The sequence below is a fragment of the Vicinamibacterales bacterium genome, assembly GCA_036496585.1.
Classification (GTDB): Bacteria; Acidobacteriota; Vicinamibacteria; order Vicinamibacterales; family 2-12-FULL-66-21; genus JAICSD01.
This window is the reverse complement of record DASXLB010000022.1, coordinates 79,285-105,164: the sequence shown is the minus strand read 5'-3', so window position 1 is coordinate 105,164 and position 25,880 is coordinate 79,285. Positions and strand designations below refer to the sequence as shown.

28 protein-coding genes are annotated in these 25,880 nt (G+C 67.5%); 8 read left to right on the top strand and 20 right to left on the bottom strand.

Features of this window, described 5'->3' with window-relative positions; genetic code table 11:
* Positions 1 to 53: 53 nt before the first annotated feature.
* Positions 54 to 932, top strand: a complete 879-nt coding sequence (locus VGI12_07300) for a hypothetical protein (protein HEY2432465.1) — start codon at positions 54 to 56, stop codon at positions 930 to 932.
* Positions 933 to 1,030: 98 nt separating this feature from the next.
* Here the strand turns inward: VGI12_07300 and VGI12_07295 are convergent, their stop codons facing one another.
* The 3 genes from VGI12_07295 to VGI12_07285 form a co-directional block, all read right to left on the bottom strand.
* Positions 1,031 to 2,191, bottom strand: coding sequence for a radical SAM protein (locus tag VGI12_07295; protein HEY2432464.1), 1,161 nt, complete (start codon positions 2,189 to 2,191; stop codon positions 1,031 to 1,033).
* Between the two features lie 65 nt (positions 2,192 to 2,256).
* The gene (locus tag VGI12_07290) at positions 2,257 to 3,297 is read right to left on the bottom strand and encodes an NAD(P)-dependent oxidoreductase (protein ID HEY2432463.1); all 1,041 of its coding nucleotides are present in this window, start codon (positions 3,295 to 3,297) and stop codon (positions 2,257 to 2,259) included.
* Between the two features lie 13 nt (positions 3,298 to 3,310).
* Positions 3,311 to 4,411, bottom strand: a complete 1,101-nt coding sequence (locus VGI12_07285; GenBank protein HEY2432462.1) for a radical SAM protein — start codon at positions 4,409 to 4,411, stop codon at positions 3,311 to 3,313.
* A gap of 102 nt (positions 4,412 to 4,513) precedes the next feature.
* On the opposite strand from VGI12_07285, the gene VGI12_07280 reads away from it, so the two are divergent.
* The 3 genes from VGI12_07280 to VGI12_07270 are packed head-to-tail and all read left to right on the top strand — an operon-like array spanning position 4,514 to position 7,940.
* Positions 4,514 to 5,191 carry a glycosyltransferase family 2 protein gene (locus VGI12_07280; GenBank protein ID HEY2432461.1) on the top strand — a complete coding sequence of 226 codons (678 nt, stop codon included), beginning with the start codon at positions 4,514 to 4,516 and terminating at the stop codon, positions 5,189 to 5,191.
* Positions 5,188 to 6,906 carry a glycosyltransferase family 39 protein gene (locus VGI12_07275; GenBank protein ID HEY2432460.1) on the top strand — a complete coding sequence of 573 codons (1,719 nt, stop codon included), beginning with the start codon at positions 5,188 to 5,190 and terminating at the stop codon, positions 6,904 to 6,906. The genes VGI12_07280 and VGI12_07275 overlap by 4 nt, the downstream gene beginning before the upstream one ends.
* Entirely contained in the window at positions 6,903 to 7,940 is a 1,038-nt protein-coding gene (locus VGI12_07270; protein ID HEY2432459.1) for an NAD-dependent epimerase/dehydratase family protein, read from the top strand. Before VGI12_07275 ends, VGI12_07270 begins: the two co-directional genes overlap by 4 nt.
* A 61-nt stretch (positions 7,941 to 8,001) precedes the next feature.
* Here the strand turns inward: VGI12_07270 and VGI12_07265 are convergent, their stop codons facing one another.
* From VGI12_07265 to VGI12_07250, 4 genes are all read right to left on the bottom strand, one after another.
* Positions 8,002 to 8,928, bottom strand: a complete 927-nt coding sequence (locus VGI12_07265; GenBank protein HEY2432458.1) for a hypothetical protein — start codon at positions 8,926 to 8,928, stop codon at positions 8,002 to 8,004.
* Positions 8,921 to 9,898 (bottom strand): glycosyltransferase family 2 protein, encoded by a 978-nt coding sequence (locus tag VGI12_07260; protein HEY2432457.1) that lies wholly within the window; start codon positions 9,896 to 9,898, stop codon positions 8,921 to 8,923. The genes VGI12_07265 and VGI12_07260 overlap by 8 nt, the downstream gene beginning before the upstream one ends.
* Before the next feature lie 29 nt (positions 9,899 to 9,927).
* A complete protein-coding gene (locus tag VGI12_07255; protein ID HEY2432456.1) occupies positions 9,928 to 10,797 on the bottom strand; it encodes a GDSL-type esterase/lipase family protein in 870 nt (289 codons plus the stop codon).
* Between the two features lie 162 nt (positions 10,798 to 10,959).
* Entirely contained in the window at positions 10,960 to 11,580 is a 621-nt protein-coding gene (locus tag VGI12_07250) for a VTT domain-containing protein (protein HEY2432455.1), read from the bottom strand.
* 34 nt (positions 11,581 to 11,614) lie between these two features.
* Between VGI12_07250 and VGI12_07245 the strand changes: the two genes are divergently transcribed.
* Entirely contained in the window at positions 11,615 to 13,231 is a 1,617-nt protein-coding gene (locus VGI12_07245) for a hypothetical protein (protein ID HEY2432454.1), read from the top strand.
* Here the strand turns inward: VGI12_07245 and VGI12_07240 are convergent.
* The 3 genes from VGI12_07240 to VGI12_07230 all read right to left on the bottom strand — a co-directional run bounded on the left by VGI12_07240 (position 13,209) and on the right by VGI12_07230 (position 15,347).
* Positions 13,209 to 13,949, bottom strand: coding sequence for a hypothetical protein (locus tag VGI12_07240; protein HEY2432453.1), 741 nt, complete (start codon positions 13,947 to 13,949; stop codon positions 13,209 to 13,211). The genes VGI12_07245 and VGI12_07240 overlap by 23 nt on opposite strands.
* A 155-nt stretch (positions 13,950 to 14,104) precedes the next feature.
* Positions 14,105 to 14,911 carry an inositol monophosphatase family protein gene (locus VGI12_07235; protein HEY2432452.1) on the bottom strand — a complete coding sequence of 269 codons (807 nt, stop codon included), beginning with the start codon at positions 14,909 to 14,911 and terminating at the stop codon, positions 14,105 to 14,107.
* On the bottom strand, positions 14,904 to 15,347 hold the full coding sequence (locus tag VGI12_07230; GenBank protein ID HEY2432451.1) for an ATP-binding protein: 444 nt from the start codon (positions 15,345 to 15,347) through the stop codon (positions 14,904 to 14,906). The genes VGI12_07235 and VGI12_07230 overlap by 8 nt, the downstream gene beginning before the upstream one ends.
* A gap of 33 nt (positions 15,348 to 15,380) precedes the next feature.
* On the opposite strand from VGI12_07230, the gene aroA reads away from it, so the two are divergent.
* The 3 genes from aroA to VGI12_07215 are packed head-to-tail and all read left to right on the top strand — an operon-like array spanning position 15,381 to position 17,986.
* Positions 15,381 to 16,697: a 3-phosphoshikimate 1-carboxyvinyltransferase gene (gene aroA, locus VGI12_07225; GenBank protein HEY2432450.1), complete on the top strand. Its 1,317-nt coding sequence runs from the start codon at positions 15,381 to 15,383 to the stop codon at positions 16,695 to 16,697.
* Complete coding sequence (locus VGI12_07220) at positions 16,684 to 17,199, top strand: shikimate kinase (GenBank protein HEY2432449.1); 516 nt, start codon at positions 16,684 to 16,686, stop codon at positions 17,197 to 17,199. The genes aroA and VGI12_07220 overlap by 14 nt, the downstream gene beginning before the upstream one ends.
* Before the next feature lie 46 nt (positions 17,200 to 17,245).
* A complete protein-coding gene (locus tag VGI12_07215; GenBank protein ID HEY2432448.1) occupies positions 17,246 to 17,986 on the top strand; it encodes a metallophosphoesterase family protein in 741 nt (246 codons plus the stop codon).
* A gap of 16 nt (positions 17,987 to 18,002) precedes the next feature.
* On the opposite strand, the gene VGI12_07210 is transcribed toward VGI12_07215, so the two are convergent.
* The 10 genes from VGI12_07210 to VGI12_07165 form a co-directional block, all read right to left on the bottom strand.
* Positions 18,003 to 18,176: a hypothetical protein gene (locus tag VGI12_07210; protein ID HEY2432447.1), complete on the bottom strand. Its 174-nt coding sequence runs from the start codon at positions 18,174 to 18,176 to the stop codon at positions 18,003 to 18,005.
* Positions 18,177 to 18,178: 2 nt separating this feature from the next.
* The gene (locus VGI12_07205; GenBank protein HEY2432446.1) at positions 18,179 to 18,460 is read right to left on the bottom strand and encodes a CcmD family protein; all 282 of its coding nucleotides are present in this window, start codon (positions 18,458 to 18,460) and stop codon (positions 18,179 to 18,181) included.
* 2 nt (positions 18,461 to 18,462) lie between these two features.
* Positions 18,463 to 19,122 (bottom strand): cytochrome c biogenesis protein CcsA, encoded by a 660-nt coding sequence (ccsA, locus tag VGI12_07200; protein HEY2432445.1) that lies wholly within the window; start codon positions 19,120 to 19,122, stop codon positions 18,463 to 18,465.
* A gap of 28 nt (positions 19,123 to 19,150) precedes the next feature.
* Positions 19,151 to 19,834 carry a heme exporter protein CcmB gene (locus VGI12_07195; GenBank protein HEY2432444.1) on the bottom strand — a complete coding sequence of 228 codons (684 nt, stop codon included), beginning with the start codon at positions 19,832 to 19,834 and terminating at the stop codon, positions 19,151 to 19,153.
* Positions 19,831 to 20,469 carry an ABC transporter ATP-binding protein gene (locus VGI12_07190; GenBank protein HEY2432443.1) on the bottom strand — a complete coding sequence of 213 codons (639 nt, stop codon included), beginning with the start codon at positions 20,467 to 20,469 and terminating at the stop codon, positions 19,831 to 19,833. Before VGI12_07190 ends, VGI12_07195 begins: the two co-directional genes overlap by 4 nt.
* Positions 20,470 to 20,473: 4 nt before the next feature.
* The gene (locus VGI12_07185) at positions 20,474 to 21,667 is read right to left on the bottom strand and encodes a hypothetical protein (GenBank protein HEY2432442.1); all 1,194 of its coding nucleotides are present in this window, start codon (positions 21,665 to 21,667) and stop codon (positions 20,474 to 20,476) included.
* Positions 21,664 to 22,215 carry a zinc ribbon domain-containing protein gene (locus VGI12_07180; GenBank protein ID HEY2432441.1) on the bottom strand — a complete coding sequence of 184 codons (552 nt, stop codon included), beginning with the start codon at positions 22,213 to 22,215 and terminating at the stop codon, positions 21,664 to 21,666. Before VGI12_07180 ends, VGI12_07185 begins: the two co-directional genes overlap by 4 nt.
* Before the next feature lie 61 nt (positions 22,216 to 22,276).
* A complete protein-coding gene (locus VGI12_07175) occupies positions 22,277 to 24,757 on the bottom strand; it encodes a cytochrome c-type biogenesis CcmF C-terminal domain-containing protein (protein HEY2432440.1) in 2,481 nt (826 codons plus the stop codon).
* Complete coding sequence (locus VGI12_07170; protein HEY2432439.1) at positions 24,758 to 25,171, bottom strand: cytochrome c maturation protein CcmE; 414 nt, start codon at positions 25,169 to 25,171, stop codon at positions 24,758 to 24,760. It lies immediately after the preceding gene.
* A gap of 9 nt (positions 25,172 to 25,180) precedes the next feature.
* Positions 25,181 to 25,747: a Maf family protein gene (locus VGI12_07165; GenBank protein HEY2432438.1), complete on the bottom strand. Its 567-nt coding sequence runs from the start codon at positions 25,745 to 25,747 to the stop codon at positions 25,181 to 25,183.
* Positions 25,748 to 25,880: the final 133 nt, after the last annotated feature.

The following is a 25,880-nucleotide window of genomic DNA, read 5'->3' as shown; positions in this document are numbered from 1 at the left end:
ATCTTGCTCCATTGGTGTCGAGCTTAGTTATGTTCAACGCAAGGAGACAACCAATGCGACGCGTGCTACATACGGCGCTCCTCACGACGGCGATGGCCCTGCCAGCGACCTTCGCGGCCGCCGCACCGCAGCAGCCGACCTTCAACACCAACCGCCAGGTCACCTTCGTCCTCAACGGAGGCGAGCGCCACACCGGCACCCTCGTGTACCACAACACCGCCGACTTCAGCCTGATCGAGAACGGAACCGAACACGCCTATCCGGCCTCCAACATCGCGATGATCGATTTCGGGGCGGGCGATCCCGCCGCAGCCGAACTCAACCAGCTGCCGACCGGCACTACCTCCGAGCTCCAGCGCAACATGCTGGTGCTGCGCGACGGCAACGTCATCCACGGCAAGGTCTACACGATCAAGGAAAGCAGCCTCACGATCGACCCAGCGTCGGGCGGACGCCAGGACGTCAACCTGGGCAACGTCAGCCGCCTGTACATGAACGCCGACGCGGCGCGCTCGGCGTTTGCGTCGGTGCTCGCCACGGCCCCGGCGCCGACGGCGACCGGGACCACCGGTCAGGTGCTGCCGGCCGGCGCGATTCAGGTCAACGCAAATCAGTCGTGGACCGACACGGGCATCACCGTCGGCAAGGGCGCCCGGATCGCCTTCTCGACGACCGGCCAGGTGGCCATCCGCCAGAACAGCACCGACATGATCGGCCCTGACGGCAGCGGCACCGAAAACCGCGCCGGAGCGCCTGTGCCGGCGGCCGCCGTCGGCGCGCTGATCGGCCGCGTCGGCTCCGGAACGCCCTTCCCGATCGGCTCGAACTCGCAGCCGATCACGATGCCGGCGAACGGCCGCCTCTATCTCGGCGTCAACGATGCCGGCGCCAGCGACAACTCCGGCGCGTTCGTCGTGACCATCGTTCGGTAGAGTGCCATCCGGCCGCGGGGCGGACTCGTCCCGCGGCGTCTCCATTGCCGCAGGACTCCCGGGCGCGGGCTCAGCCGCAAGCGCGGCCGCGATCCCGATCAGGGTGTAACGGGAAGGGTCGCGACGTGCCGCTCAGGATCCCGCTTGACCTGATAGGCCCGCTTGAGGAACTTGGCGTAGGGCACGAACTGCTTCATGGCGCCGACGTTGACCTGACAGGGGCTCAGGCAGGTCGGGCAGACGCTGTCCTTCAGATGCTGGCGGTGCTTCAGGTTCTCCGCCTTGAAGTACAGCGACTCGACGGATTCGTCGAGCACGTTGCCGATCTTCTCGGAGTTCTCGCAGTAGTGCAGATCGCCGTTCGGATTCAGCAGCAGCCCCTGGCTCTGGAACGGGCACGGCATCGTACGGTGATAGCCGTTGGCGATCATGTCGGCGTAGTGCAGGTACATGAAGGCCTGGCCGCTCAGCACCGATTCTTCCTGCACGCGATCGAGAAAGAACCGGCGCATGAACTGCTCTTCGCGCGCCTTGAATCCGACTTTCTCCTCGAGGCCCTTGTTGTGGAGCATCGCGTCGGTGAAGCGGAGCATGTTGAAGACGACGTCGAGCCCCTTGGTCCGCGCCCAGGCGAGGATGTTCTCGGCGTCTTCCATGTTGGTCGCAAAGATCGTCGAGGCGATGCCGAACTGGAAGTTCGCGTGCTCCCTGGCGAGTGCCTGCATCGCCTCGATCGTCTTGCCGGCGCGTTCGAACGCCTGCTTGACGTGGCGGACCTGCGCATGGACGTCGCCGATGCCGTCGAGCGAGACGCGGATGCTGACGAGCAGTCCGTTCTCCGCGCAGAACTTCACGATCTTGGTCAACATCGGGATCGCGCGCGTCGGCGTCAGACCCGTGGTGTTGATGCCGATCTTCCGCAGCCGGGGCAGGTGCTTGTGAAAGAGCGCCACCATCTCCGGTAGATCGAGACGCGTCGTCGGCTCGCCGCCCGAGATGTTCAGGTTCTCGACCGCGCCCCAGAACGGACTCGCCAGCGCCGGCTCGAGCTGCGCGAGCGTCATGTCGCTCTTGCGATCGCCGAACTTCCAGTTCGAGCACATCTCGCACTTGGCGTCGCACACCCAGGTGCAGTTGTAGATCAGCACCGTCGGCCGGATCGGGTGGATGCGCGAGTTGATGAACGTGTTGACGAGGTCGCGCGGCACGCCAGCCGCCGTCTTCGCCAGGTAGTTCAGCCGGAACCTGTTGGTGGACACGGACTTGTCTATTCTAGCAGAGTGACGCGACGGCCGTGCGCCGAACCCGAGGCCAGGGGGAAACGCTAAAAGAACTTCTTGGCGAACCCGAGCGCGCCCTGCTTCCACGGAACGCGGTGGGAGACGCCGGAGGCGTCTCGGAACTGGTCGCGGTGCGCGAGATACCACTCGAAGTTGCGCAGCAGCGCGTCGCGGTTCGAGAACTTCGGCGTATACCCAATCCCCCGCTCCGCCTTCTCGATGCCGACGACGGAGTCCTTCGCCGCTGTTTCGTAGACCCACTTGTAGAGCGGCGACAGCCCGAGCGCCTCGAGCACCCGCAGCGTCAGGATGGCGGGCGCGGCTGGCAGGCCGGTAATCTTCTTCCCGAATCCCGCCTTGTCGAGGACCGCCTGGTAGTCCTCGCGCATCGTCAGGAACTGCTTCGCGCCGATGTTGAACGTGTCGTTGACGCGTTCGGGCGGCAGCGTCAGGCACAGCAGAATGGCCCCGCAGAGATCCTCGACGTCGAGCAGCTGGTAGCGGTTTCGGCCGTTGCCGAGAATCGGAAACCCTCGCCCGTCGGCCGCCCAATCGTAGAACAACGCGAAGACGCCGAGCCGCTCCGGGCCGACGAACGATTTCGGCCTGATGATCGGAACGGTGACCCCCTGCCGGCGGAACTCGTCGCAGACCTCTTCAGCCTCGACCTTGGCCTTGCCGTAGGGTCCCACGGAATGGAGCGGATCGGTCTCGACGACCGGGATGTGCTGCGGAATGCCGTAGACCGCGGTCGACGAGATGTGCACGACGCGGCTGACGCCGTGCGCCTTCGCCGACTCGAGCACGCGCCGCGTGCCGTCGACGTCGGTCGTGTGGATGTCGTCGGGCGGATAGAGCGGCAGCGCTGCCGCGCAGTGGACGACCAGATCGACGCCAGCCATGGCGGTCTCGACGTCGGCCGGTTTGCGGATGTCGCCGCGCACGACCCGCACGACGCCCTGCAGATCCGGGTAGGGAAAATCAGCGATGTCGAGTGAGACCAGGCCGTAGCCGCGGTCGCGCAGGTAGCGAAGCAGGTTGACGCCGAGGAACCCGGCGCCGCCGGTCACGAGAACGGTGCTCATGCGACGCGACGCGTCAGCGGGCCGCTTCCGCGGGAAGCGGGGGCTGCTGCGGCGCGGCGGGCCGTACGGCGCGGGCCAGATTGCCGAGGATCGTCGGATACGCCTCGCAGGGCGTCCAGCAGTGCGGGCAGCTCTCGTCGATCACGTCCTGCCGCCGCGCCGTGCGGACCGGCGAATCCCACAGCGCCTTCAGGTCGAACCCGTTGTCGCGCAGATTACCGACCTGCGCGTCCCAGATCGAGCAGGCGAAGACGTTCCAGTACGGATCGATGAAGCACGAGGTCGAGAGCGCGGTACACGGCAGCGGCGAGCGGCCCGTCTCGTAGTACGCGCCGACCAGCGCCTGGTAGCGGTGCTCGAGGAAATTCACCGGATGGATGCCGGTGCCGATGGCGCGGCGATGATCTTCGATCGCCTTCACGACCTTGGCATGTTCGGGCGCCATACGCGAGCCGACGCCCTTGTTGTCGTAGTAGTGTCCCGATTCGTGGCCGATGTTCAGGTGCATTTCGCGGCGGTCGAAATCGGGGATGGCCTCGCGGATCGCGGCGACCGTCTCGTCGACGAGCCCGGCATTCTTGCCGAGCAGCGTCATGCCGATCACGGTCTGGAAGTGCGGGCCGTTGAGAGCACGCAGCCGTCGGAAGGTGGCGATCCCCTTGTCCCAGGCGCCCGGCAGGCCGCGCATCTCTTCGTGCACCGCCTTGGGACCGTCGATGCTGATCGTGACCATCAGCCGCCCGATGCCGCGTTTCAAGGTGTTCTCGACGAGCTTCACCGTCTTGTCGCCGAACCAGCCGGTCGTCGGAAAGCTGACCAGATAGAGCGACCGGCAGGACGTCTGGATCGCCGCCATCACCTCGTCGATGTCGCGGCGCATCATCAGCTCGCCGCCGGTGAGCTGCACCCACTTGAACTGCGGCCAGCGCTCGAAGAACAGCGCGATCTCCGCCGGCGTCATCTCGTTCACGCTCTTCTTCTGCCAGATGTTGCACATCTCGCAGCGGAAGTTGCAGTGGTAGGTGGCGACGAACGTGACTTTGTACGGGAGGGCCGGGCTGCGGACGTTGGCGCTGACAATCGCCGCGCCAAAGCCGATCTGTTTGGTCAGCATCCTGCGTTCAAGAACATGTCGATCGTAACAGACGGCCCCGTCGAGGTCAATGCCGCCTTGACCCTTACCTCGGCGTTTCCATATACTTACTGGGATCTGAGCTTGTCTGCCGACCGCGTCACGGTTGTCGTTCCGACAAAAAACGAAGAAGGGCTGATCGGCGAGATCGTCGACAGTGTACGCCCGTACGCCGACGAAGTACTCGTCATCGACGGCCACTCGACCGATCGCACGCGCGAGATCGCCGGACAGCACGGCGCACGGGTCGAGCTCGACGGCGGCAAGGGCAAGGGGGAGGCCCTGCGCCGCGCGCTCGAGACCGCCGCCAGCGAGATCGTGGTGTTCATCGACGCCGACGGCTCCCACGATCCCAAGGACATCCCGGCCCTGGTCGGCCCGATCAAGGCCGGCGCGGCCGACATGGTCATCGGGTCGCGCGGCAAGGGCGGAAGCGACGAACTGCACGGGACGCTCGAGCAGTTCATCCGCTACAGCGGCTCGCAGATCATCATGCTGGCCATCAATTACCGCTTCGGCTCGCGCCTGACCGACAGCCAGAACGGCTTCCGGGCCATCCGCCGCGACGTCGGACGCAAGCTCGGGCTCAAGTCGAACCTGACGACCATCGAGCAGGAAATGCTGATGCGGGCGCTGAAGCTCGGCTACCGGGTCGACGAAGTGCCGACCCACGAGTACGAGCGGCGCTGGGGCACCTCGAAAGTCAGCGTTTGGAAGCTGTGGGCGGCGTACCTGTGGTCGTTCTTCCGCAATCTGATGTGACGGCGTCCCTGCGCGCGCGCCTCTGGCTGCTGCTGATCGTCGCCGCCGGAGCGTTCCTGCGTTTCTACAACCTGGGCTGGGGCGCCCCCTACTACCACTTCCACATCGACGAGCACGTGGTGTTCGCGGCCGCGGATGCCATGACCCGCAGCTTCCGCGAGGCGGCGATGTCGCCCAAGTTCTTCATGTACTCGCCGGGGCCGATGTACGTGCTGCTCGTGGTCCGGAAGCTCTACGAAATCGCCGCCCGCCATCCGCTGCTGCTGAACGCCCCGCGCGACGAAGTCACGTTCATGATCATGGGGCGCCTGATCTCGGCAGCCGTCGGCACGGCGACGATTCCCGTGGTCTACGCGATCGCCCGGCGAATCGGCGGGGTGCGCGCGGGCCTGCTGGCGGCGGCGCTCGTCGCGTTCGGCGTGATGCACCTGCGTGAGTCGCATTTCTTCACCGTCGACATCCCGATGACCTTCTTCAGCGTGGTCACCCTCTATGCGCTGATGCGGGTCCTGGAGCGCGGCATCAGCCTGCCTCGAGACGTCGCTGTCGGGGCCGCGTTCGCGGCGGCACTGCTGTGCAAGTACACCGCGGTGTTTCTCGCGCCAGTGATCGGACTCGCCTACGTCCTGGCGGCCCCGTCGCTCGACGTCGCCGGCATGCTGCGCCGCGCCATCCGCGCGTGCGTCCCGGGCCTCATCGCCCTCGTGCTGTTCTTCGTCGCGGATCCTCTGCCGCTGCTCTACTGGGACAAGGCGCGCACCGACATCCGCGACTGGGTGACGGCGCCGCTCACCGGCGCGTGGAAGCCGATCTGGACCGCCCAGTTCGCCGATGTGGCCTCTCCGCACCTGTTCTGGTTCACCAACCTGCTGTGGTGGGGACTCGGTCCTGCCTTCGAGCTGGCCGGGCTCGCCGGAGTCGTCTGGCTGTTCTGGAAGAAAGAGCGCGGCGCCGCCGTCGGCGCGGCGTTCACGGTCGCTTACGTTCTCGTCGCCGGCCGCACGATTACTCCGTTTGCACGTTATGCCGTGCCGCTGGTGCCGGCGCTCGCGATCGCGGCCGGCGTACTCGGCTCGGATCTCGTCGCAGCGCCGCGCCGCCGGCTGGGCCTCGCGGTCAACTGGATCGTGGTCGGCACCACGGCGCTCTGGGCCGCCGCCTATCTTCACGTCTTCGTCGCCCCGGACGCGCGGCTCACGGCGTCAGCCTGGGTCCTCCACCACGTGCCGCTCGGCGCGAAGGTGCTGATCGAACCGTCCCAGAACATGGTGCCGTTCGGCGAATACCTGACCCGGACCGATTTCAACCGGGATTACCTGCTGCGTCCGTCCGAGCACGGCGGCGTGCGCGACGACCAGTACCACTTCGTGGCACTCGACACCTACGTCTATCTCTACGATCGCCACGTGCCGGAAGACGCCAAGCGCGCCTACATCGAGTCGCGCCTCGCGCAGGTAGACTACATCGTGATGGACGACACCTACCTGCAGTTCTACCAGCACCTGCCGGAAGGACCGCACGCCGCCGTCAAGAAGTACTACGACGATCTCTTCGCCGGCCGTCTCGGTTTCGAGCAGATCAAGACATTCAAGGTCTATCCGTCGCTGTTCGGTGTGCAGATCGATGACGACGCCGCGGAGCTGACGTTCCGCCTCTTCGATCATCCGCGCGTGTTCGTCTTCAAGCGCGCCGGCGCGCCGGCCTTCGGCGGATGACCGTCTTCGTCACCGGGGGCACCGGCTTCATCGGCGGGCGGTTGATGCCCCAGTTGATCGATCGCTTCGGCGCCGCCAGTATCACCCTGCTCTCGCACACGGCCAGCAAGCCGCACGAAGCCGCCGCCGCCGAGCGTTTCCGCCAGGCGGGGGTCACGGTGATCGAGGGCGACCTGACCCAGGCGCCGATCTCTGCCTCTGCTCCGCCGCCCCGCGTCGACCTCGTGTTCCACCTCGGCGCGAACATCGACACCGATACGCCCGAAGAAGAGCACCGCGTCAACGACGCCGGCACGGCGAACCTGCTCGCCTGGCTGGGTGAATCGATCCGCGGCGGACGCCTCGTCTACACCAGCTCCATCGCCGTCCACGATCGCGCCGGCATTGCGAGCGGGCCCATCACGGAGACGTCACCCTACACGCCGCGCACCGCCTACGGCGTCACCAAGCTCGGCGGCGAACGCATCATTCAGGACGCCGCGGCGCGCCTGGGATACACGTGGACGATCAACCGGCTGCCGACCGTCTACGGTCCGGGCGGCAAGCAGGGCGGCATGTTCGATTTGCTGATCACCGGCGTGCAGGGGGGTGGGCTGATCAGCCGCGTCAACTGGCCCGGCAAGACGTCGGTCATCTTCGTCGACGACGTCGGCGCGATTCTGATCGATCTCGGCGTGCGCGCCGACGCGGCCAACGAGATCTACTGCCTTGGCAGCGGTGAGGACGTCACGCTTGCGGATATCGCAACCGACATTGCGGCCGTCCTGGCCCGCCGCCAGCGCCCTTTGCGTGTGCCGGGCTTCGCGTGGAGCGTGATGCGGCGTGTGGCCTGGAGCCCGCTCGTCGGCGCGCTGGTGCCCCGCCGACTGCACGTCACCTACTGGCGACTCACGCTCGTCGTCGACGACGGCTTCTGGTACGACGCGCGGAAGTTCCTGTCGCAGAACCGGCTGCCGCTGGTGATGCTGCCGGAAGGGCTGCGCCGAACGCTGGAGACAGAGTCGGGCGCCGTCGTTTCTACGCGAGATATCTGACGCGCGACACTTCTGTACCGAACAAGATACTGGCTCGTCCGACTGTCGCCGACGCCGCTCGTCAGCGGAAGTACTTCAGCGCCGACGCCCCCGCCACGCTGCACCCCTTGCACGTGCCGGTGAACTGGCTGTCGCACAGTTTCCAGGCCTTCAGCGCCGGCTTGTAGAAGCCGGTGATCCAGTCGGTGCCGTCGACGACCTGCACGGTGTTGTTGTCGAGCAGCGTCGAGACCCAGTGCGACGGCGTGCCCGAGCAGGCGTCGCCGTGCTGTGTGCGCGCGTGATCCGCCTGGTTGATGGCGGTGCAGAACGCATTGCCGAACGGGATCACGACTGTCGGCTGCCCGATGTCGTAGGAGGTGATTCGCAGGTGCTGCCGGTTGAACGTGACGTCCTCGGTTTCGGCCGTACACGTCGGATCGAAATTCCGCATGACCGTGGCGACCGGCACCGTGGAGTCGGAGAAGTCGAGCAGGAACTGGCGCGCCAGCGCCCCCACTTCCTTCACCGAATCGTGCAGCGACAGGAACGCGGCGCCGCTGACGCTCTGCGTGAACGTCGGCGCCTGCCCGGCGAAGCCGTAGTGGTCGACGAGCGTCAGCGTGATCGTCACGTCGAGCGGTGTCGAGGCGGTCGACGGCGCCGTCCAGTTCACGCTGGCGCCGCTGCCGCTGAACGTCCCGACGGTGGCCGACCACTGGTACTCGAGCTGCGCCGCCGGCGTGTCGTCGTCGTGCGCCTTGGCCGAGACCGCGATCGTCTCGCCGACGTCGGCGAAGTTCGCCGGCTCCTGCGGCGCGCGGCTCCCCTGCACGGTGAACGAATCGATCACCGGCAGGGCGTTGGCCGGCGGGGTCTGCGAGCCGCCACCGCCGCCACCGCCGCCCGTACTCGGCGACGTCGGCTGCTTCGAGCCGCCGCACGCCGCCAGGCACAGCGAACCGGCGGCCGCCAACGCGATCGCGCAGACGAGCCTCGCCTTATGCACTGATCAACTCGCCGCGAACCGGAGGCGTCTCCCGGATTTCCTTGATGACGTAGGTCGGCTTGTCCTGCGACTCGTGATAGGTCCGCGCCATCAACTCGGCGACGAGGCCGGTCGCCAGAAACTGCATGCCGCCGAGAATCAACGCGATGCTGACGAACAGCAGCGGGCGGTTCGCCGACTGGTAGCCGAAGAACCGCTCGTAGACGACGCGCGCGCCGGCGAGGAAGCCGAAAAGATTCAGGATCATGCCGACGCTGCCGAACATCTGCAGCGGACGAGTCGAATAGCTGCTCAAGAACTTCACCGTCATGAGGTCGAGGATCACGCGGAAGGTCCGGGTGATGCCATAGTGCGATTTGCCGTGCGTGCGCTTGCGGTGATTCACCGCCCGCTCGCCGATGGTCACGCCGAATTCGCTGGCGATCGCCGGCAGGAAGCGGTGCATCTCACCATAGAGCTTCATCTGCTTCACGACTTCGGCGCGGAACACCTTCAACGAGCAGCCGTAGTCGTGCAGCCGGACGCCGGTGGCACGGGAGATCACCGCGTTGGCGATCATCGACGGCAGCCGCCGGTTGAGGAACGGATCCTTGCGGTCCTTGCGCCAGCCGCAGACGATGTCGAGTTTCTGCGATTCGAGCATGTCGACCAGCGCGGGAATGTCGGCCGGATCGTTCTGCCGATCGCCGTCGGAGGTGATGATGCAGGCGCCGCGGGCGTGGCGGAAGCCCGCCGCGAACGCCGCCGTCTGGCCGAAGTTGCGCCGGAACCGGATCACCCGCAGGCGGCTGTCTTTGGCCTGCAGCGCCGCGAGCAGGGTAAACGTCTCGTCGGTACTCCCGTCGTCGACCATCACCAGCTCGTACGTGCGGCCGAAGGCCGTCAGCGTCGTGGTCAGCTCGCGGTAGAGGTCGTCGACGTTCGGCGCCTCGTTCCGCATCGGAATGACGACGGAGATTTCCGGACCCATCTACTTGTAAACGCTTGATTATACAGCAGCTAACGCCTGAACGCGAGCTTGGTGGTGGGAGCCGTTTCGTAGAGCGAAACGATCTTGTCGTAGAAGGCCTGCGCGATGACCTGATAGCCGGCATCGGTCGGATGCAGGCCGTCGGACCCGATGAGACCCAGGTCGCCGTGGAACGCGCCATTGATGTCGACCAGGGTGTAGTTGCGGAGCGCCGCCAGGTTTGCGAGCTGGGTGTTGAACGGCGGCACCGCGTTGGCATTGCTCGATCCCTGCAGGTCGGGGTTCATCGGCGGCAGCGTCGCGAGGAACACCTGCACGCCGTGGTCGGTGGCGTGCTGCCCCAGTACGGCGATCGCCGTGATGGCCGGACCGATGGCCGCGGTCTGCCGGGCCAGCAGGTCGTTGGCGCCGTCCAAGATAAAGACGACTTGCGGCGTTTCGCGCGCGAGCGCCGCATCGAAGCGCGCCAAGGTCGCCGGATCGACGGCCTGCTGGCCGCCGTATCCGTCGTCGGCGACGACGATGGACTGCGTGCTGTAGCGGGTCTGCAGCATCGTCTGCAGCTTGATGGTGTAGGAGTTGGCCATCAATTCCAGCGGCGCGTGTCTGACCTTCCCTTCCGTCTCGCTGTCGCCGAAACCGAGATACTTGGTGTAGGTGAGCTGGGGAACCGGCGCGGGATCGATGCTCACCGCAAACGCGCATTCAGCACGGTCGCCGGCGGCGTCCGTCGTCGTGCACGAGACCGGGGTAGAACCGACCGGGAAGCTCGAGCCCGAGTTCGGCGAACAGGTCGTGGAGAGCGGCGCCTTGCCGCCGGTGGCCGTCGGGCTGCTGTATGTGACGCTCGCGTCGATGGCGTCGACGCCGGCGCGCGCCGACACGTTCGCCGGACACACGACGGCAAGCGTCGGCGTCGGCGCGGTCGGCCGGTGGCCGGAACAGCCGGCCCAGAGCAGGAGCCCAACGCCAACGATCGAGAGCCTGATTGTAGAGGTTCGCAGGGTGCGGATCACAGTCGTACGTGAACCGCCAATTATACCCTGTTTGAGCTCTTCAGGCTACCCCGGGGGGTCGGACGCCTCGGCGCTCCTGATACCCGTGCGTCGCTGCCACGCGATCCAGGCAGCCCCGATGACGAGAGCCGCGCCCGCCAAGCTGAAGCCGATCTGGCCGGCGTGGTCCTGCAGGAAGGCGAACGCACGGTCGCCGTACCAGATCGCCAGCAGCCCCTCGCCGCCGTAGCGGATGATGCGTGCAATGAAGATCGCCGTCGCGAACTGCCACACGGGAATGGCCGCGACGCCCGCCATGAGGACGAAAATCTTGAACGGCGCCGGCGGCGGCAGCAGCGCCGGCACGACGATCGCCAGCAGCCCGTAGCGCTGGATCAACACCATCGCGCGGTCGACGTGATGATCCTTGAACCGCCTGCGGAGGAAGGCCTCGCCTCCCTTGCGCGCGAGGTAGTAGATCGACAGGCATCCGAGCACCGACCCGATCGTCGAGATCAGCGCGTAGTAGACGAGCAGATGGGGACGCTGCATCACCATCCCGATGATCATGATGTCGTTGACCTCGGGGAAGGAGAGAAACGAGGAGTCGAGATAGGCGATCAGGAACAGGCCCGGGCCGCCCATCGCCACGGCGGCAGCTTGGATCGCCGCGAGAAAACTCTTCACTGGTCAAATAGTAGACTAAGTGCCGCCGGCCACGATGACCACGAAGCGCGCATCTCTTCTTTGTGGCGTCGGCGCAGGTGCGGTCGGGCTCGCGGGCGCGGTGCATTACTGGCGCGCGGGGCTGGCACTCGCCCACTACGACGCGCGCGCGCATCTCGTGGTGGCGCGCCGCGTCCTCGACAGCCTCACGCCGGGATGGCAGCAGGTCGGCGCCGTATGGCTGCCGCTGCCCCACCTGCTCAACCTGCTGCCGATCCAGAACGACGCGCTCTATCGCAGCGGCGCCTCGGCCATCGCCATTTCGGTGCTCTCGATGGCGGTCGCGGCGGCCGCCGCCGCGCACCTGATTCACCGCGCGACCGGGTCGCTCAGCGGCGGCGCTGCCACGGCGGCGCTGCTGATGCTCAATCCCGACGTGCTCTACCTGCAGAGCACGCCGATGACCGAGCCGCTGCTGTTCGGCACGACCTTCCTCGCGGTCGCGTCGATCGCCGCATGGTGTTGTCCGCCTTCGCTCGCGGGCGTGAGCTCCGGCGAAACGTCAACCGGATCGACCAAGGCCGCCGGCTGGGCGATCGTCGCAGCGACGCTCTCACGCTACGAAGCGTGGCCGATCGTGGCGGCTGCGATCGCGCTGGCCTTCGTCGTGCTGGTTCGGCGCGGCATTCCCGTCGCCGCGGCGCTGCGGGCGGTGCGCGGGCTCGCGTGGTGGCCCCTGTGGACGGTCGCCGCGTTCCTGGTGAACAGCAAGGTGACGGTCGGCGCGTGGTTCGTCTCGAGCGGCTTCTTCGTCCCCGACAATCCCGCTCTCTGGCACCCCTGGCTCGCGTGGACGGAACTCTGGAACGGGCTCGTGGAGCTGACCGGCTCGTTCCTGCCCTGGGCGGCGGCGGCCTCGGCGATCGGCGTGGCCATATTCGCCCTGCAGCGGCGCGCCCCGCGATGGGCGGCGGCGACCGAACGCCAGCGCTCGGCGCTCCTCTTCGTCCTCGCGCTGGCCGCCTGCGCGGCGCTGCCGTGGTCGGCGTATGTCAAGGGACATCCCGTGCGCATCCGCTACGATGTGCCGCTCGTGGCCGCGGCCGCGATCCTCACGGGCGCCGGCGTCGCCTTGCTGCCCAATCGCATCCGGCCGGCGGTGGCCGTCGTCGCCGTCACGATCGCCGTCTGGCAGGCGCCGCCGTTTCAGGCGAACGCGCCGGTCGTGGTCGAATCGCAGCGCGAAGCCGCGTTCCAGCGGGGACGCGAGGCCGTCACCACCTATCTCCGCGCGCACTGGGACGGGCAGCCGATCATGATGAGCATGGGGTCACTCGCCCACTACATGCACGACCTGTCGGCCGACGGCTTCGCCATCGCCGATTTCCTGCACGAGGGCAACGGCGAGATCTGGATCCACGCCGTGCGCCATCCGTCACCCTATGTCGACTGGATCGCCATCCAGGAGCCTCCCGAAGGCGGCGACGCGCTCTTCTGGCAGGCGCACCACGACGACAACTTCCTGAGCGGGTTCGAACGGGTCGCCGCCGGCGGGAACGTGGCGCTCTATCGAAAGAGGAAGGATGCGAAGGAGGGCGAAGGAGCGAAGGAGCATGCCGCTTCGGCTCCTTCGCCCTCCTTCGCCTCCTTCAGAACCGGAGACCCGCGGTGAAATTGAACTGCCAGGTCCCGAGATCGAGCGTGTCGCCCAGGAATCCGTCCTGCAGGAGATTCTTGCCCTCTGCGCGCTGCCATCGAAACTCGCCACCCACCGTCCAGTTCGACACCGGCGCGCGCACGCCGGCGAGCACGACCGGACCGGTGGCCACGCCATCCGTCGAGTAGGACCCTGGGAAGATCGATCCGTCGACGTCGACGAACTCGCCGACCTCGCTGTAGTGATAGCGGATCGCCACGAGCCCGGCGCCGACATAGGGCTCGACCTTGCTGCCCCTGGGCAGGATCAGATAGCGGCCGGTGAACGACACCGGAATCTGGCGCAGCTTCAGATCCTGTTGGATCTCATCGCCGGTCGAATGCGTGAGATCGGCATAGACGCTCGGAACCAGGCGCTGCGCGAACTGCACGCCGACGCCGACTTCGATGTTGGGGTGCACCGCATAGAGGAACTCGCCGCCGCCGATCGCCCCGTTGAAGTCGCTCACCACGAACAGCAGCGGTTGCGCGCTGATCAGATCGTTGACGAGCACGTCGGTACTCGGACGCGAATCGATGCCCCGCAGTCCGAGGTAGCCCAAAGAAAAATCGACCGTCGCGCGCGAGTCGTGCGACGAGGACGAGGACGTGCCCACCTGTTGAATCTGCGCGAACGCCGCGGCAGGAACCAGCAGGAGCGCGAGCGCGCTCGTGCAGACGATCCGTTTCGTCATCGAAGCTACCTCCTCACGGCCGGCCGCGGTCCCGCTGGTGCGTGCGCAGGAGGCAGGACACGGCGCCGATACCGCCGCGTCAGCACGTTGGGTGCCAGCGCGGCTGACACCGCGAACACGGCCCGGATGGAGACCCGTACTGTCTTCCGGACAGGTCAGGCCGTCCCCGAACGAGCACGCACCACGGCGACCATCGCGTCGTGAATCCGTCCATTCGAGGCCACCACTTCTCCACGGCGCGAGTCGAACGGCCCGCCCAACAGGCCGCTGACGCGGCCGCCGGCTTCGTCGACCATCAGCGCGCCCGCGGAGATGTCCCAGGGGTTGAGCTTGACCTCCCAGAAGCCATCGAGACGGCCCGCCGCCACGTACGCCATGTCGATGGCCGCCGATCCCAGCCGCCGGACGGCGCGCGCGTGCCGCAGGAAGTCGCCGAAGAGATCCAACATCGCGCCGCTGTCGGTCTGCACCGAATAGGGAAACCCGGTACAGAGCAGCGCGTCGATCAGCGTGTCGGCCGACGACACGCGCATCGGCGCGCCGTTGAGCCAGGCGCCGATCCCGCGCTCGGCGGTGAAGAGCTCGCGGCGCGACGGGTCGTAGATCGCCGACACGATCGGCTGTCCGTGATGCTCGAGCGAACAGGCGCAACAAAAGATCGGCAGCCCGTGCGCGTAGTTGGTGGTGCCATCCACGGGATCGAGCACCCACGTATATTCCGCGTCGCGATGGCGATCGCCGCCGCTGGCGAACTCCTCGGCCAGCACCAGGTGGTCGGGAAAGCGCTCGGCGACGAGCGCGCGGAACATCGTTTCCACCTCGCGGTCGATCTGCGTGACGAGGTCGATCGCGCCCTTCTTTTCGATTCGCAGGTGATCGATGCCGGCCAGCTGCATGGCGCCCGCACGGGTGACCGCCTGCACGGCGGTGGCGAGGAACTTCGGGGAAATCGCGTCAGGCACCGGCGGCGAGCTTTTTCACCATGTAGACTTCCGTGCCGCCGCCCGGCGCCCGCGTCAGCTGCACGTCGTCCATGAAACTGCGCATGAAGAAGATGCCGCGGCCGCTCGATTTCAGGATGTTCTCGGGCGCCAGCGGATCGGCGACCCCCTCGGGATCGAAGCCCCGCCCCTGGTCGGTGACGCGGACGACGAGCTGCTGCGGCTCGTCGATCGGCGTGAAGGCGAACTCGATCGTGACCAGCTTGCCGGGATCCTCGCGATTGCCGTGCTTGATGGCGTTGATCACCGACTCACGGACGGCGACGCCAACCCAGTGGACGGCGTCTTCGTCGAACGCGGCCAGGTGGCTCATGCGATCGCAGAGGACCTGCACGAGGTCCACCATGTCGAAGACGCTCGGAATCTGCAGCCGCACGAGGCCGCCGGGCACCGCCATTGAAGGGCTAGGATAATACAATATGGTTGCCTGATGACTTCGACCACCGGTTTCGCCGTCGTTCCCCATATTTCCCGCGCCGCCGGCCGCCTGCGCGTGCCGGGCGACAAGTCGATTTCCCACCGCTACGCCATGCTCGCCGCCATCGCCGAAGGAGAATCGCGCCTGACCGGCTACGCGCCTGGCGCCGACTGCGCGGCGACACTCGCCTGCCTCGAGGCGCTCGGCGCGCGGATCGTCCACGAACGCGGCAGCGGCGCGGTCGGGACGATTTCGATTACCGGACTCGGCCCGCGCGGGCTGCGGCCGCCGGCGCGTCCGCTCGACGCGGCGAATTCCGGCACGTCGATGCGGCTCCTCAGCGGGCTGCTCGCCGCGCACCCGTTCACGTCCATGCTCGGCGGCGATGCCTCGCTCTCGCGCCGGCCGATGCGCCGCGTCATCGATCCGCTCACCCGCATGGGCGCCGCGATCGAGTCGCATGGCGGCCTGCCGCCGCTCACCATCCACGGGGCTCCCCTGCGCGCCATCGTCCACGAACCCGAGGTGCCGAGCGCCCAGGTGAAGAGCGCCGTGCTGCTCGCCGGACTTCATGCCGACGGACGAACGATTGTCAAAGAACCGACGCCGACACGTGATCATACGGAGCGCGCCCTGGAGGCGTTCGGCGGCCGCGTCACCCGCGACGCCGATCTCGTCGCGGTCGAGGGCGGGCAGCGGCTGCGTGCGATCACCGCCGCGGTGCCCGGCGACATCTCGTCGGCGCTGTTCTGGCTGGCGCTGGCCGGCGGCACCCCGGATGCCGATCTCGTGATCGACGGTGTCGGGCTGAACCCGAGCCGCACGGCGGTGTTCGACGTGCTGCGGCGCGCCGGTGTGAGCCTGTCGGTCGAGGCCAGCCAGGGGCCCGGCGAGCCGAGCGGCACGCTGCGCGCCCGGTTTGGCGCGCCGGCGTCGTTCGAGGTGACGCCGGCCGACGTGCCGCTGATGATCGACGAGATTCCCGCGCTCGCCGCGATGACGGCGATGCAGCCGGGCGTCTCGATGACGGTGCGGGGCGCCAGGGAGCTGCGCGTCAAGGAGAGCGATCGCATCAGCATGCTGGCGCGCGGCTTCGGCGCCCTCGGCGTCCGCGTCGACGAATACGAGGACGGATTCACGATCCACGGCGGCCCGCCGGCGGGCGGCGAGGCCGACGCGGCCGGCGATCATCGTCTTGCGATGGCGTTCGCCATCGCCGGCAGCCGGGCCACCGGGCCCGTCCACATCATCGGGGCGGACGCGGTCGCGGTGTCGTATCCCGGCTTCTTCGACGAGCTCGAACGGATCGCCACGGGTGCCACTGCATAGCGACAAGATCTACCTCGTGGGCTTCATGACCGCGGGGAAAACGACGGTCGCGCGGCGGCTGGCGGAGCGTCTGGGCTGGCGGGCCGAGGACGTCGACGAATTGATCGAAGCCCGCGAACGGATGACCGTGGCCGACATCTTCGCCAGACACGGCGAGCCTCACTTCCGCAGCGTCGAGCGCGAGATTCTCCGCCTGGTCCTGCCGTTGCGCCACGCCGTGATCGCCACCGGCGGCGGCACCTTCATGGATCCGGAGAGCCGCAAGACCATCAATCTCGACGGCGTATCGGTGTGGCTCGACGTGCCGCTCGAGACGGTCATCGCCCGCCTGCCGTCCGACCGCCGCCGCCCGCTCGCCGCCGATCGCGACCAGATGGAGCGCCTGTTCGCCGCGCGCCAGGCCGCCTACGCGCACGCCCACCACCACATCGACGCCGACGCGCCGCCGGACGAGATCGCCGAGCGCGTCCTCCACGAGGTATGGTCGGGAGGATTGCCATGAGCCGCGCGCCGATCCCTCGTCACTCCGAATCCCCTGACGCCGCCCCGTGCCGTATCTGATCCTCTCCGACATTCACGCGAACCTCGATGCGCTCGAGACCGTGCTCGAGCACGCCGACGGCCGTTGGGATCGCGTGCTGGTGCTCGGCGATCTCGTCGGCTACGGCGCCGAACCCGAAGCGGTGGTCAACCGGGTCCGCGCACTGCAGCCCGACGCCGTCATTCGCGGCAACCATGACAAGGCGGCGTGCGGACTCGACGACGGCAGCCAGTTCAACGCCGTGGCGAGAGCCGCCGCCGTGTGGACCGGGGAGCAGCTGTCGTCCGAAAACCTCGAATACCTGCGGGCGCTGCCGAAGGGTCCGATGGACATCGACGCCCTCACCGCGATCTGTCACGGCGCGCCGTATGACGAGGATCACTACATCTTCGACGGCGCCGACGCGGTGATGGCGTTCGAGTCGGCCGAGCGGCCGCTCTGCCTGTTCGGCCACACGCACCTGCCGATGATCTTCCGCAAGCTCGACGATCACTACGAGGGAGCGCCGCCCGATCCGGATCGCGAGGTGGTGCTGCCGCTGCAGCGCGGCGCCCGCTATCTGGTGAACGTCGGCTCGGTCGGCCAGCCGCGTGACGGAGACCCGCGCGCCGCCTACGGCATCCTCGACGCCGACGCGCGCGAGCTGCGCCTCTACCGGGTTTCCTACCCTGTCGAGAATGCCCAGCGCAAGATCCGGACGGCTGGCCTGCCCGTCTCGCTGGCCAACCGCCTCACGCTCGGGCGCTGAGCGCAGCCGCCGCCCGTCAGCGTTCGCCGCGCGTCGCCTGTCGCGCGGCGCGCTCCTCGCGGCGCTTCAGTTCCATCTGGAAGGCGTCGGTCGCGGCGCGGCTGCCGAGGATCCAGCCGACGACGACGCCGATCAGCAGCACTGCCGGTATGAACAGGAAGTGCGCCGACGTCATCTGGCTGAAGTCCACGGCTATTTCCTTTCGGGCAGGCGGCGGCTGACGGCCTCGATCTCCTGCTCGACGCGGGTCAGGCGGCTGCGCACCGACCAGACGTAGCCGAGGAGCACGACCCAGATGAAGCCATAGGCGATTCCGACCAGCCGCTGCGCCGGGATCGTGTCCTGCGGGTTGATCGGCGCGTTGACGGGCACGAACTCGTCCTGCGCCGCCGGCTTCGGCGGCGGCTGCGCCTGCGCGAACGCCGGCGCCGCGAGGGTCAGCAGGAGCAACGCCGCAAGCAGGTTGCGTTTCATCATCAGTAGTCCTCAGCCGCCAGACAGAGCACGTCGAGCTCCTGCCGGCACTTCTCGAGCTCGGTGCGCAGCGCCAGAATCACCAGGCTGAGCAGCATGAAAGCCGCGACGCAAAACCAGAACGGCCCACGCATGCCCGGCTGCAGCGACGGAATCACCGACGTCTTCGGGTGGAGCGTCCGCCACACGTTGACCGACCAGTAGACGAACGGAACGTTGGCCATGCCGAACAGCGCCACCGCCGCCGACAGCCGCTCGGAGCCCGGACCGCCGTAGCGGCGCAGTAGCAGATACGAGTTGAAAATCATCCACATCACGAACGTCGACGTGATCCGCGGGTCCCACACCCACCACGCGCCCCACGCCTTACGCGCCCACAGCGGCCCGGTCACCAGGACGAGCAGGCCGATGATCACCGTCAACTCGGCGCCGGCGACCGCCCAGCGATCCGCCGCCGGCTTCTTCGTGAACAGAAAGCCCGCGCTGCCGATGCCGCTGACGAACGCCGTCAGGAACATCGCCATCCCGCACGACGCGTGGAAATAGAAAATCTTCTGCACCAGCCCCATCGTCGACTCGTAGGGCGCGTTCAAGATCATGAACGGCGCGTAGGCAAACATCGCCATCGCGACCATCAACAGAAGAGGAAACGTCTTCTTCATCTACTCGCCCCACGCCTCGCCACTCGCGCTACTCCGTCATCACCGGCTCGAACGTCCACAACGCCAGCGTAATGAATACCACGTCGAAGAACACCAGCATCATCAGCCAGGCACGCGCCATCGGCTCGCCGCCCTCCGGCTGGAGCAGCGCCGCCGTGCCGCGGACCCCGGCAATTATCACCGGCACGGTGATCGGATACAGCAGCACCGGCAGCATCACGTCCCGGCTGCGCGCGCGTACGAGCATCGCGGCAAAGAGCGTCCCCACGGCGGCGTAGCCGATCGTCCCGGCGGCGAGCAGCCCGAACATCAGCAGCGGATGATCGAAGAGCGCGGCCTGGAACATCAGCGCGACCAGTGGCACGACGATCGCCTCGACCGCCGCCAGCAGGATCAGGATGCCGCCCAGTTTGCCGACGTAGAGCGCCGGACGACCGATCGGTGCGATGAGCAGCGCACGCAGCGTTTCTCCCTGACGCTCGCGCTCGAAGGCACGGCCGAGCGCCAGCGTTCCCGAGAAGGCGATCGAGATCCAGAGAATCCCGGCCGCCGCATCGGCGACCGGCCGCCCTTCCTTCACGAAGCCGAACGCGAACACCATCACGCACGCGAGCGCGAAGAACATCGTCGTGAAGAGAATCTCACGCGTACGCACTTCCACGAGGAGATCCTTGCGCGTGATCACCCACACGGCACGGGCAAACGCGGTCATGCCGCGAGCTTCCCCTCGACGAGGGTCACGCGCAGGTCGGTCAGGTTCTCGATCGCCGCGATGTCGTGCGTCGTCAGGACGACGATCGTGCCGGCGGCGCGGGCGGCGCGCAAGCGCTCCCTCAGAGCCTCGCGCGACGCGTCGTCGAGCCCGGTGAACGGCTCGTCGAGCAGCAGCAGCCGCGGATCGTGAATCAGCGCCCGCTCGAGCGCCAGCCGCTGCCGCATGCCGCGCGAGTAGCCCGCGACCGCGTCGCCGCCACGGTCGGCCAGATGCGCCCGTTCGAGCCCACGCGCCACGCGGCGCTCGACGTCGGGCAGGCTGTAGATGCGCGCAAAGAACCGCAGATTCTCGGCTGCCGTGAGCTCGGGATACAGATAGAGATCGTGGCCGAGCAGGCCGATGCGTCCACGCAGCTCGGCCGAGGCCCTGGTGTGCTCGCCGTAGAAGACCGTGCCGCTCGTCGGTGCCAGCAGCGTCGCGGCAATCGAGAGCAGCGTCGACTTGCCTGCGCCGTTGTGGCCGAGGAGGGCCGTGATCGCGCCGGCCTCGGCGGCGAAGCTGACGCGACTCAGCGCCCGGCGGCGGCCAAAGGTGCGGGTGACGTCAACGAACCGGAGGCTGGTGAAATCCACGAAATCACGCGACGTCGCGGACCTTGCTATCGACGCCGCGATACAAGTCCTCGAGCGCGGTCACGAGCGATTCCCGGCGGGCGGCGTAGGTGTCGACGTCGACGGCCCCTTGGCGCCGCGCGGTCTCGAGTGCAGCCAGGCCGGCGAAGAGCTTCTCGCGCCGGTTCTGCAGCTGGCTGCGCGACGGGTCCGACGCCGGCAGCCGCGTCGCACCGTAGACGCCCGCGAGCAGAATCACAACCGCCAGCGTCACGGCGACGTTCCTGGGCCACGACGGCCGCGACGGCAGGCCGCTCAGCACCAGCGTCAGCGTGTCTCCCGCCTGCAAGGGGCCGCCCTGCCCGACGATGTAGGTGTTGCCGTCGGCCTGCATCTCGCGTCGCTGCGCCACCTGCGCGGACGTGAGCTGCATGTCCGCCGTCTTCTGCACGACCAGCGCGAGCTGCGGCAACGGAATCGGCAGCTTTTGCGCGATCGTGATCGTGTCGTCGCCAAGCGGCAGCGAATAGCCGAACTGCACCACCGTGTTGCCGGGCGGAAACGGGCCGTTCACCGCCACGCGGCTGCCCGCCGCCACGGCGTTCGGCGTCGAACCCTCCATCATGCCGACGCCGACCGCGCCGGATGGCAGATCGAATTCGATCGGCGTCTTCGGACGGACCGGACGCGGGCTGGCGTTGGTGATCTGCAGCATGTTGAAGACGTTCAACGCGTCTTGGCCGATTTCGATGACGAACCGGGTCTCCGGGCCGAACGTCACCGTCCCATCGACCGGCGCCCCCTGGCCAGCCTTCGCCGCGTCACCCGGCGTCGGCGCGGCGTCCGGATCCGTCGCGACGAGCATGACCCGGATCCCGCCGACCGACGGCACCTGAAATTCCCGCGACTCGATCGTCTCGCTGCCGACGGTGGTTCGGAGTTTGATCGTGGCACCCGGCGTCAGACCAGTGAAAGTGGCCCGGCCGGCCGCATCGGTCTTCGACGTCTGTGCCGCGCCGCCCGTCACCTCGACCGTCTGTCCTTCGATCGGATTCGACAACTGGCCGCGGATGACGCGGGCCGTGACCGTGCCGGGCGACAGATCGCCGACCGGCAGCGGCTGCCCCGACATCTGCCGCGGATCGGGCATCTGGGTAGGAGCCAAGGACACCAAGGAGGCGAAGAGCACGAAGGAGAAGAACACGAAGGAACGGATCATGCGGCGGTTCCCTGCAGCCGGGCGCCGCACGACTTGCAGAAGCGCGCATCGGCGTCGTTCGCTGTTCCGCAGGCGCAGCGGGGCTGGGCCTTCAGGTCCGCCGCGGCGTTCGCCTGGCCGCCGATCTTCGCCGATCGGTCCGGCGCCCTGCCGATGCGCGACGCCAGTTCCTTCTCGATCTGATCGCGATACAGCGTCGAGCCGGCCTCGAGCTGCTTCATGATCCCCATGGCGCGGGCCCGCAGGCGGGTCCCCATCTGTTCGAAATCCTGCTCCGACAGCTTCCCCATCGCCCGATCGAATTCGAGCTCTTTGATCGAGCGCAGGGTGAGTGCCTTCTCGCGCTCGAGGTCTCCGCGCAGGCGGCTGCTCAGCGGCTCGCGATCCTCCTCGGCAGGTGGCCCGACGAGCGGGGCGATCGTCTGGTAGAGGAACACCGCGGAAAGCCCGACCGCCCCGATCGTGAGGCTGAGCAGCACCAGATTCTCAGGGGCAGCCGGCCGCGCCATCACCACGGCGACGGTCGCCGCGAGGAGTGACAGGAGCACGAAAAAATGAGAGACACGGAAGCCCTCGTCGTCCGGGGTCTTTCCGCGGGAATCGGCGGTCCTAGTCGAGGTCGCGGAGCTCATCGTCGAGCTTCTCCTCGAGGGTCGGGTCGCCGCCGGCCGCGCCGATGGCGGCCGCGGACGGCGCCGCCGGATCGGCGGGAGCGTGCGACCAGCGCCAGGCGACGAGACCGATCGCCGTCGCCCCCGCGGCGCCGACCGCGTAGGGGAACAGCCACGCGAGCTTGTTGAAGCCGGTGTCGGGCGGCTCGAGCAGCACGGCCTCGCCGTACTCCTTGACGAACGCCGCCTTCACGACCTCGGGAGTGCTCCCCGCCGCGAGCATCGCGTCGATCTTCGGCTCCTGCGCCCGCAGGCCGTGGCAGCCTGGCGCCATCGGGCAGTTGTTCATCGGCGCGCGGCAGCCGCCGCACATGCACATCAGCTCCCCTTCGAGCTTGCGCTTGGCGTCGCTGCTCTGCACCGGCGCCACCGACATGCCCGCGTCCTGCGCACGCCCGACCGACGGCAGCAAGATGAGCAGCAGCAGCAGGCTCGTCGTCACCGCGCCAGCCGGCAGCCTGGCTGCTGCGAACGCGAACGCGCTTTCGGGCAGGAGCGCGATGAAGGTGCCGATCGCCAGCACTCCGAAGCCGAACCAGATCCAGTCGACGAGCGGATTGATCGTCACTGCATAGGTCGCGGTCTGCGTCTCGACCTCGTAGCCAGCGAGCACGATGTAGAGATCCTCGCCGGGGGCGCGGCGGATCGCCACTTCGCTCGTCGGTTCGTTCTCGTGCCTGACAAAGAACCACTTGGCGGGGTCCATCCGTCCGATCACCGCGCCGCCGCGCGAGATGGTCGCGTGTCCGGTGATCATCTGCTTCTGCTGGTCGCTCGTGACCGTCAGGGCATCGTGGCGAATGGTGAAGGCGCCGACCGTCGACTGCTGGCCGGGCTTGAGGAGCAACTGCGCCTCCTGCTTGTAGCCCTGGCCGGCGAACCCGAGAAACATCAGCACGATGCCGACGTGAACGATATAGCCGCCATAGCGCCGCCGCGATCGGCCGACCAGCCCGATCATCGCGGTCACGACGTCAGTGCCGGTCGCGCCCTTGCGAACCGCAGCGCCGCGCACGAATTCCTGCAGGATCGTCACGAAAACGAACGCGCAGAAGGCAAAGCACAGCCCCGACACCCACACCCGAATCCCCAGCCCGTAGACTGCCGCGCCGGTGACGATCGCCGCCGACACCGGCCAGATGAACAGCGTCAGCAGGTTGGAGAGCGTCGTCTTGCGCCACGCGAGCAGCGGCGCGATGCCGGTGAGCAGCAGCAGGATGAGGCCGATCGGCAGCATCCACTTGTTGAAGAACGGCGGTCCGACGGTCAGCCGCCGCCCGCTCACTGCTTCGGCGAGCGTCGGGAACATCGTCGCGAACAGCACGAAGAACGCCGAGAACAGCAGGATCCAGTTGTTGGCAAGGAACGCCGCCTCGCGCGACATCCAGGAGTCGAGCTCGTGGCGCGACTTCAACAGCGGCAGCCGGTAGAGCACGAGGCCAAAGCTGAAGACGATGATCACCACCATGAACACCGAGAAGACGCCGGCCAGCCAGTGGTCCTCGCCAAACGCGTGCACCGACTGCACGACCCCCGAACGGGTCATGAACGTGCCGAAGATCGTCAGGAAGAACGTGACGATGACCAGCGTGACGTTCCAGACGCGGAGCATGCCGCGGCGCTCCTGCACCATCACCGAGTGCAGGAAGGCCGTGGCTGTGAACCAGGGCAGCAGGCCGGCGTTCTCGACCGGATCCCAGGCCCAGAAGCCGCCCCAGCCCAGCTCTTCGTAGGCCCACAGCATCCCGAGCGTCAGGCCGAAGGTGAGGAACAGCCAGCCGATCATCGTCCAGCGCCTGACGGCGCGCAGCCACGAGTCGTCGAGATGGCCGGTGACGAGCGCCGCGATGCCGAACGCGTACGGAATGGTCATCGCGACGAACCCGGTGTAGAGCGACGGCGGGTGGATCGCCATGTAGAAGTTCTGCAGCAGCGGGTTGAGCCCGCGGCCCTCCGCCGGCACGGTCGTCAGGAACGGATCGAACGGGTTGTTGTGCACCGCCATGATGAAGATGAAGAACATCTCCGTCGCGGCGATGACGGCGACGACCCACGGGATCAGCTCGCGGTGGCGCTCGCGGTTGACCCACACGGCGACCGATCCGAACACCGACAGCAGGAACACCCAGAACAGAATCGAGCCGTCGAGTCCGCCCCAGTAGGAGGCGATCCTGTAGGCCAGTGGCTGCACCGAATCGGAATAGTGCTGGACGTACTTGATCGTGAAGTCGCCGACCACGAACGCGCGGACGATCACCCCCGAGGCGACCGTCAGCAGGCCGGCCGTCAGGTAGAAGGCGCCGATACCGCTGGCGATCAGCGCCGTCGACCGGCGCCTGGCGCCGACGACCGACGACGTCAGCGCGTAGGCCGCGACGACGAACGTGGCGAGCAGCGTGAACGACCCGAACGACGCCATCTAGCTCCCCGCTCCGACCGGGCCGGCGTTGTTCGGGTTGTAGCGCGAGGGACACTTGGCCAGCACCCCGTTGGGCTCGACCTGGAAGCCCTCGCCGTGCAGCTGTCCCTTCAACACCACTTCCGACCCGTTCTTGAAGGTGTCGGGAACGACGCCGCTATAGCTGGCGGTGATGACCTTGCCGTTGTTCTGCACCTGAAAGCGGTAGTCGAGCGTGTTGGGCCGCTGCCGCAGGTCGTTGACGTAGCCGTGCAGCTGCAGGCGCTTGCCCTCCCACTTCACGGGGTTGGTCATCACCTCGTCGACGTGCATGTAGTACTCGGTGCCATCAGCGAGCGTCGTGTACATCAGCCCACCCAGTGCGGCCAGCAGGACGACACACGTCGCAGCGATCTTCAGTGCTTTGGAGGACATAGCCAGATATTACCCCTCAAGGCGTTTGAGCATCTCGCTGACCGTGGCCACCGGCAGTCCGACCACGTTCGACCACGACCCCTCGATCCGGTCCACGAAGCGGGCCGCCCGCCCCTGAATCGCATAGGCGCCAGCCTTTCCCATCGGTTCGCCGGTGCCGATGTACCACTCGATTTCCTCGAGTCCGAGCGGCAGCAGCCGTACCCGCGTGGCGATGACGTCGGCGAGTTCGCGGCCGCCGGAAATCGCCACGACGGCCGTCAGCACGTCGTGGCTGGTGCCCGCCAGCAGCTGCAGCATACGCCTGGCGTCCGACGAGTCGGCGGGCTTGGCGAGGATTTCCCCCTGCACGACCACTGTCGTGTCGGCCGCGAGGACGACGTCGCTTTCGTCCCGGCGCGCGGCCACGGCGCGCGCCTTGTCTCGGGCGACGCGCAGCACGTATGCGTCGGGCGCTTCGCCGGACGTTTCCGTCTCGTCGACGTCGGCGGGATCGACCGTGAAGTCGTATCCGGCCGACGCCAGCAGCTCGGCGCGGCGCGGCGACGCCGACGCGAGCACCAGCCTGTCGGGCATGGTCCTATCTTAACGGTTATGGCGGGCCAATACGGTCTAACGGTCGAGACATTACGTGGCGGCAGAGCTCGCCAGACAGCCTCCCGCGGTGCGTTGCCAGCCGCCATGACGCGCGTCATACCGCTCCCAGGTG

Bases quoted from the DNA above. Each gene is read 5' to 3' on its own strand.
- VGI12_07230 (HEY2432451.1), bottom strand. From the start codon at position 15,347: ATGGCGGTGCCCGGCGGCCTCGTGCGGCTGCAGATTCCGAGCGTCTTC.
- VGI12_07205 (HEY2432446.1), bottom strand. From the start codon at position 18,460: ATGAAACGCAACCTGCTTGCGGCGTTGCTCCTGCTGACCCTCGCGGCG.
- VGI12_07290 (HEY2432463.1), bottom strand. From the start codon at position 3,297: ATGAGCACCGTTCTCGTGACCGGCGGCGCCGGGTTCCTCGGCGTCAAC.
- VGI12_07185 (HEY2432442.1), bottom strand. From the start codon at position 21,667: ATGATCCGTTCCTTCGTGTTCTTCTCCTTCGTGCTCTTCGCCTCCTTG.
- VGI12_07195 (HEY2432444.1), bottom strand. From the start codon at position 19,834: ATGACCGCGTTTGCCCGTGCCGTGTGGGTGATCACGCGCAAGGATCTC.
- VGI12_07170 (HEY2432439.1), bottom strand. From the start codon at position 25,171: ATGTCCTCCAAAGCACTGAAGATCGCTGCGACGTGTGTCGTCCTGCTG.
- VGI12_07270 (HEY2432459.1), top strand. From the start codon at position 6,903: ATGACCGTCTTCGTCACCGGGGGCACCGGCTTCATCGGCGGGCGGTTG.
- VGI12_07175 (HEY2432440.1), bottom strand. From the start codon at position 24,757: ATGGCGTCGTTCGGGTCGTTCACGCTGCTCGCCACGTTCGTCGTCGCG.
- ccsA (HEY2432445.1), bottom strand. From the start codon at position 19,122: ATGAAGAAGACGTTTCCTCTTCTGTTGATGGTCGCGATGGCGATGTTT.
- VGI12_07300 (HEY2432465.1), top strand. From the start codon at position 54: ATGCGACGCGTGCTACATACGGCGCTCCTCACGACGGCGATGGCCCTG.
- VGI12_07285 (HEY2432462.1), bottom strand. From the start codon at position 4,411: ATGCTGACCAAACAGATCGGCTTTGGCGCGGCGATTGTCAGCGCCAAC.
- VGI12_07245 (HEY2432454.1), top strand. From the start codon at position 11,615: ATGACCACGAAGCGCGCATCTCTTCTTTGTGGCGTCGGCGCAGGTGCG.
- VGI12_07240 (HEY2432453.1), bottom strand. From the start codon at position 13,949: ATGACGAAACGGATCGTCTGCACGAGCGCGCTCGCGCTCCTGCTGGTT.
- VGI12_07260 (HEY2432457.1), bottom strand. From the start codon at position 9,898: ATGGGTCCGGAAATCTCCGTCGTCATTCCGATGCGGAACGAGGCGCCG.
- VGI12_07165 (HEY2432438.1), bottom strand. From the start codon at position 25,747: ATGCCCGACAGGCTGGTGCTCGCGTCGGCGTCGCCGCGCCGCGCCGAG.
- aroA (HEY2432450.1), top strand. From the start codon at position 15,381: ATGACTTCGACCACCGGTTTCGCCGTCGTTCCCCATATTTCCCGCGCC.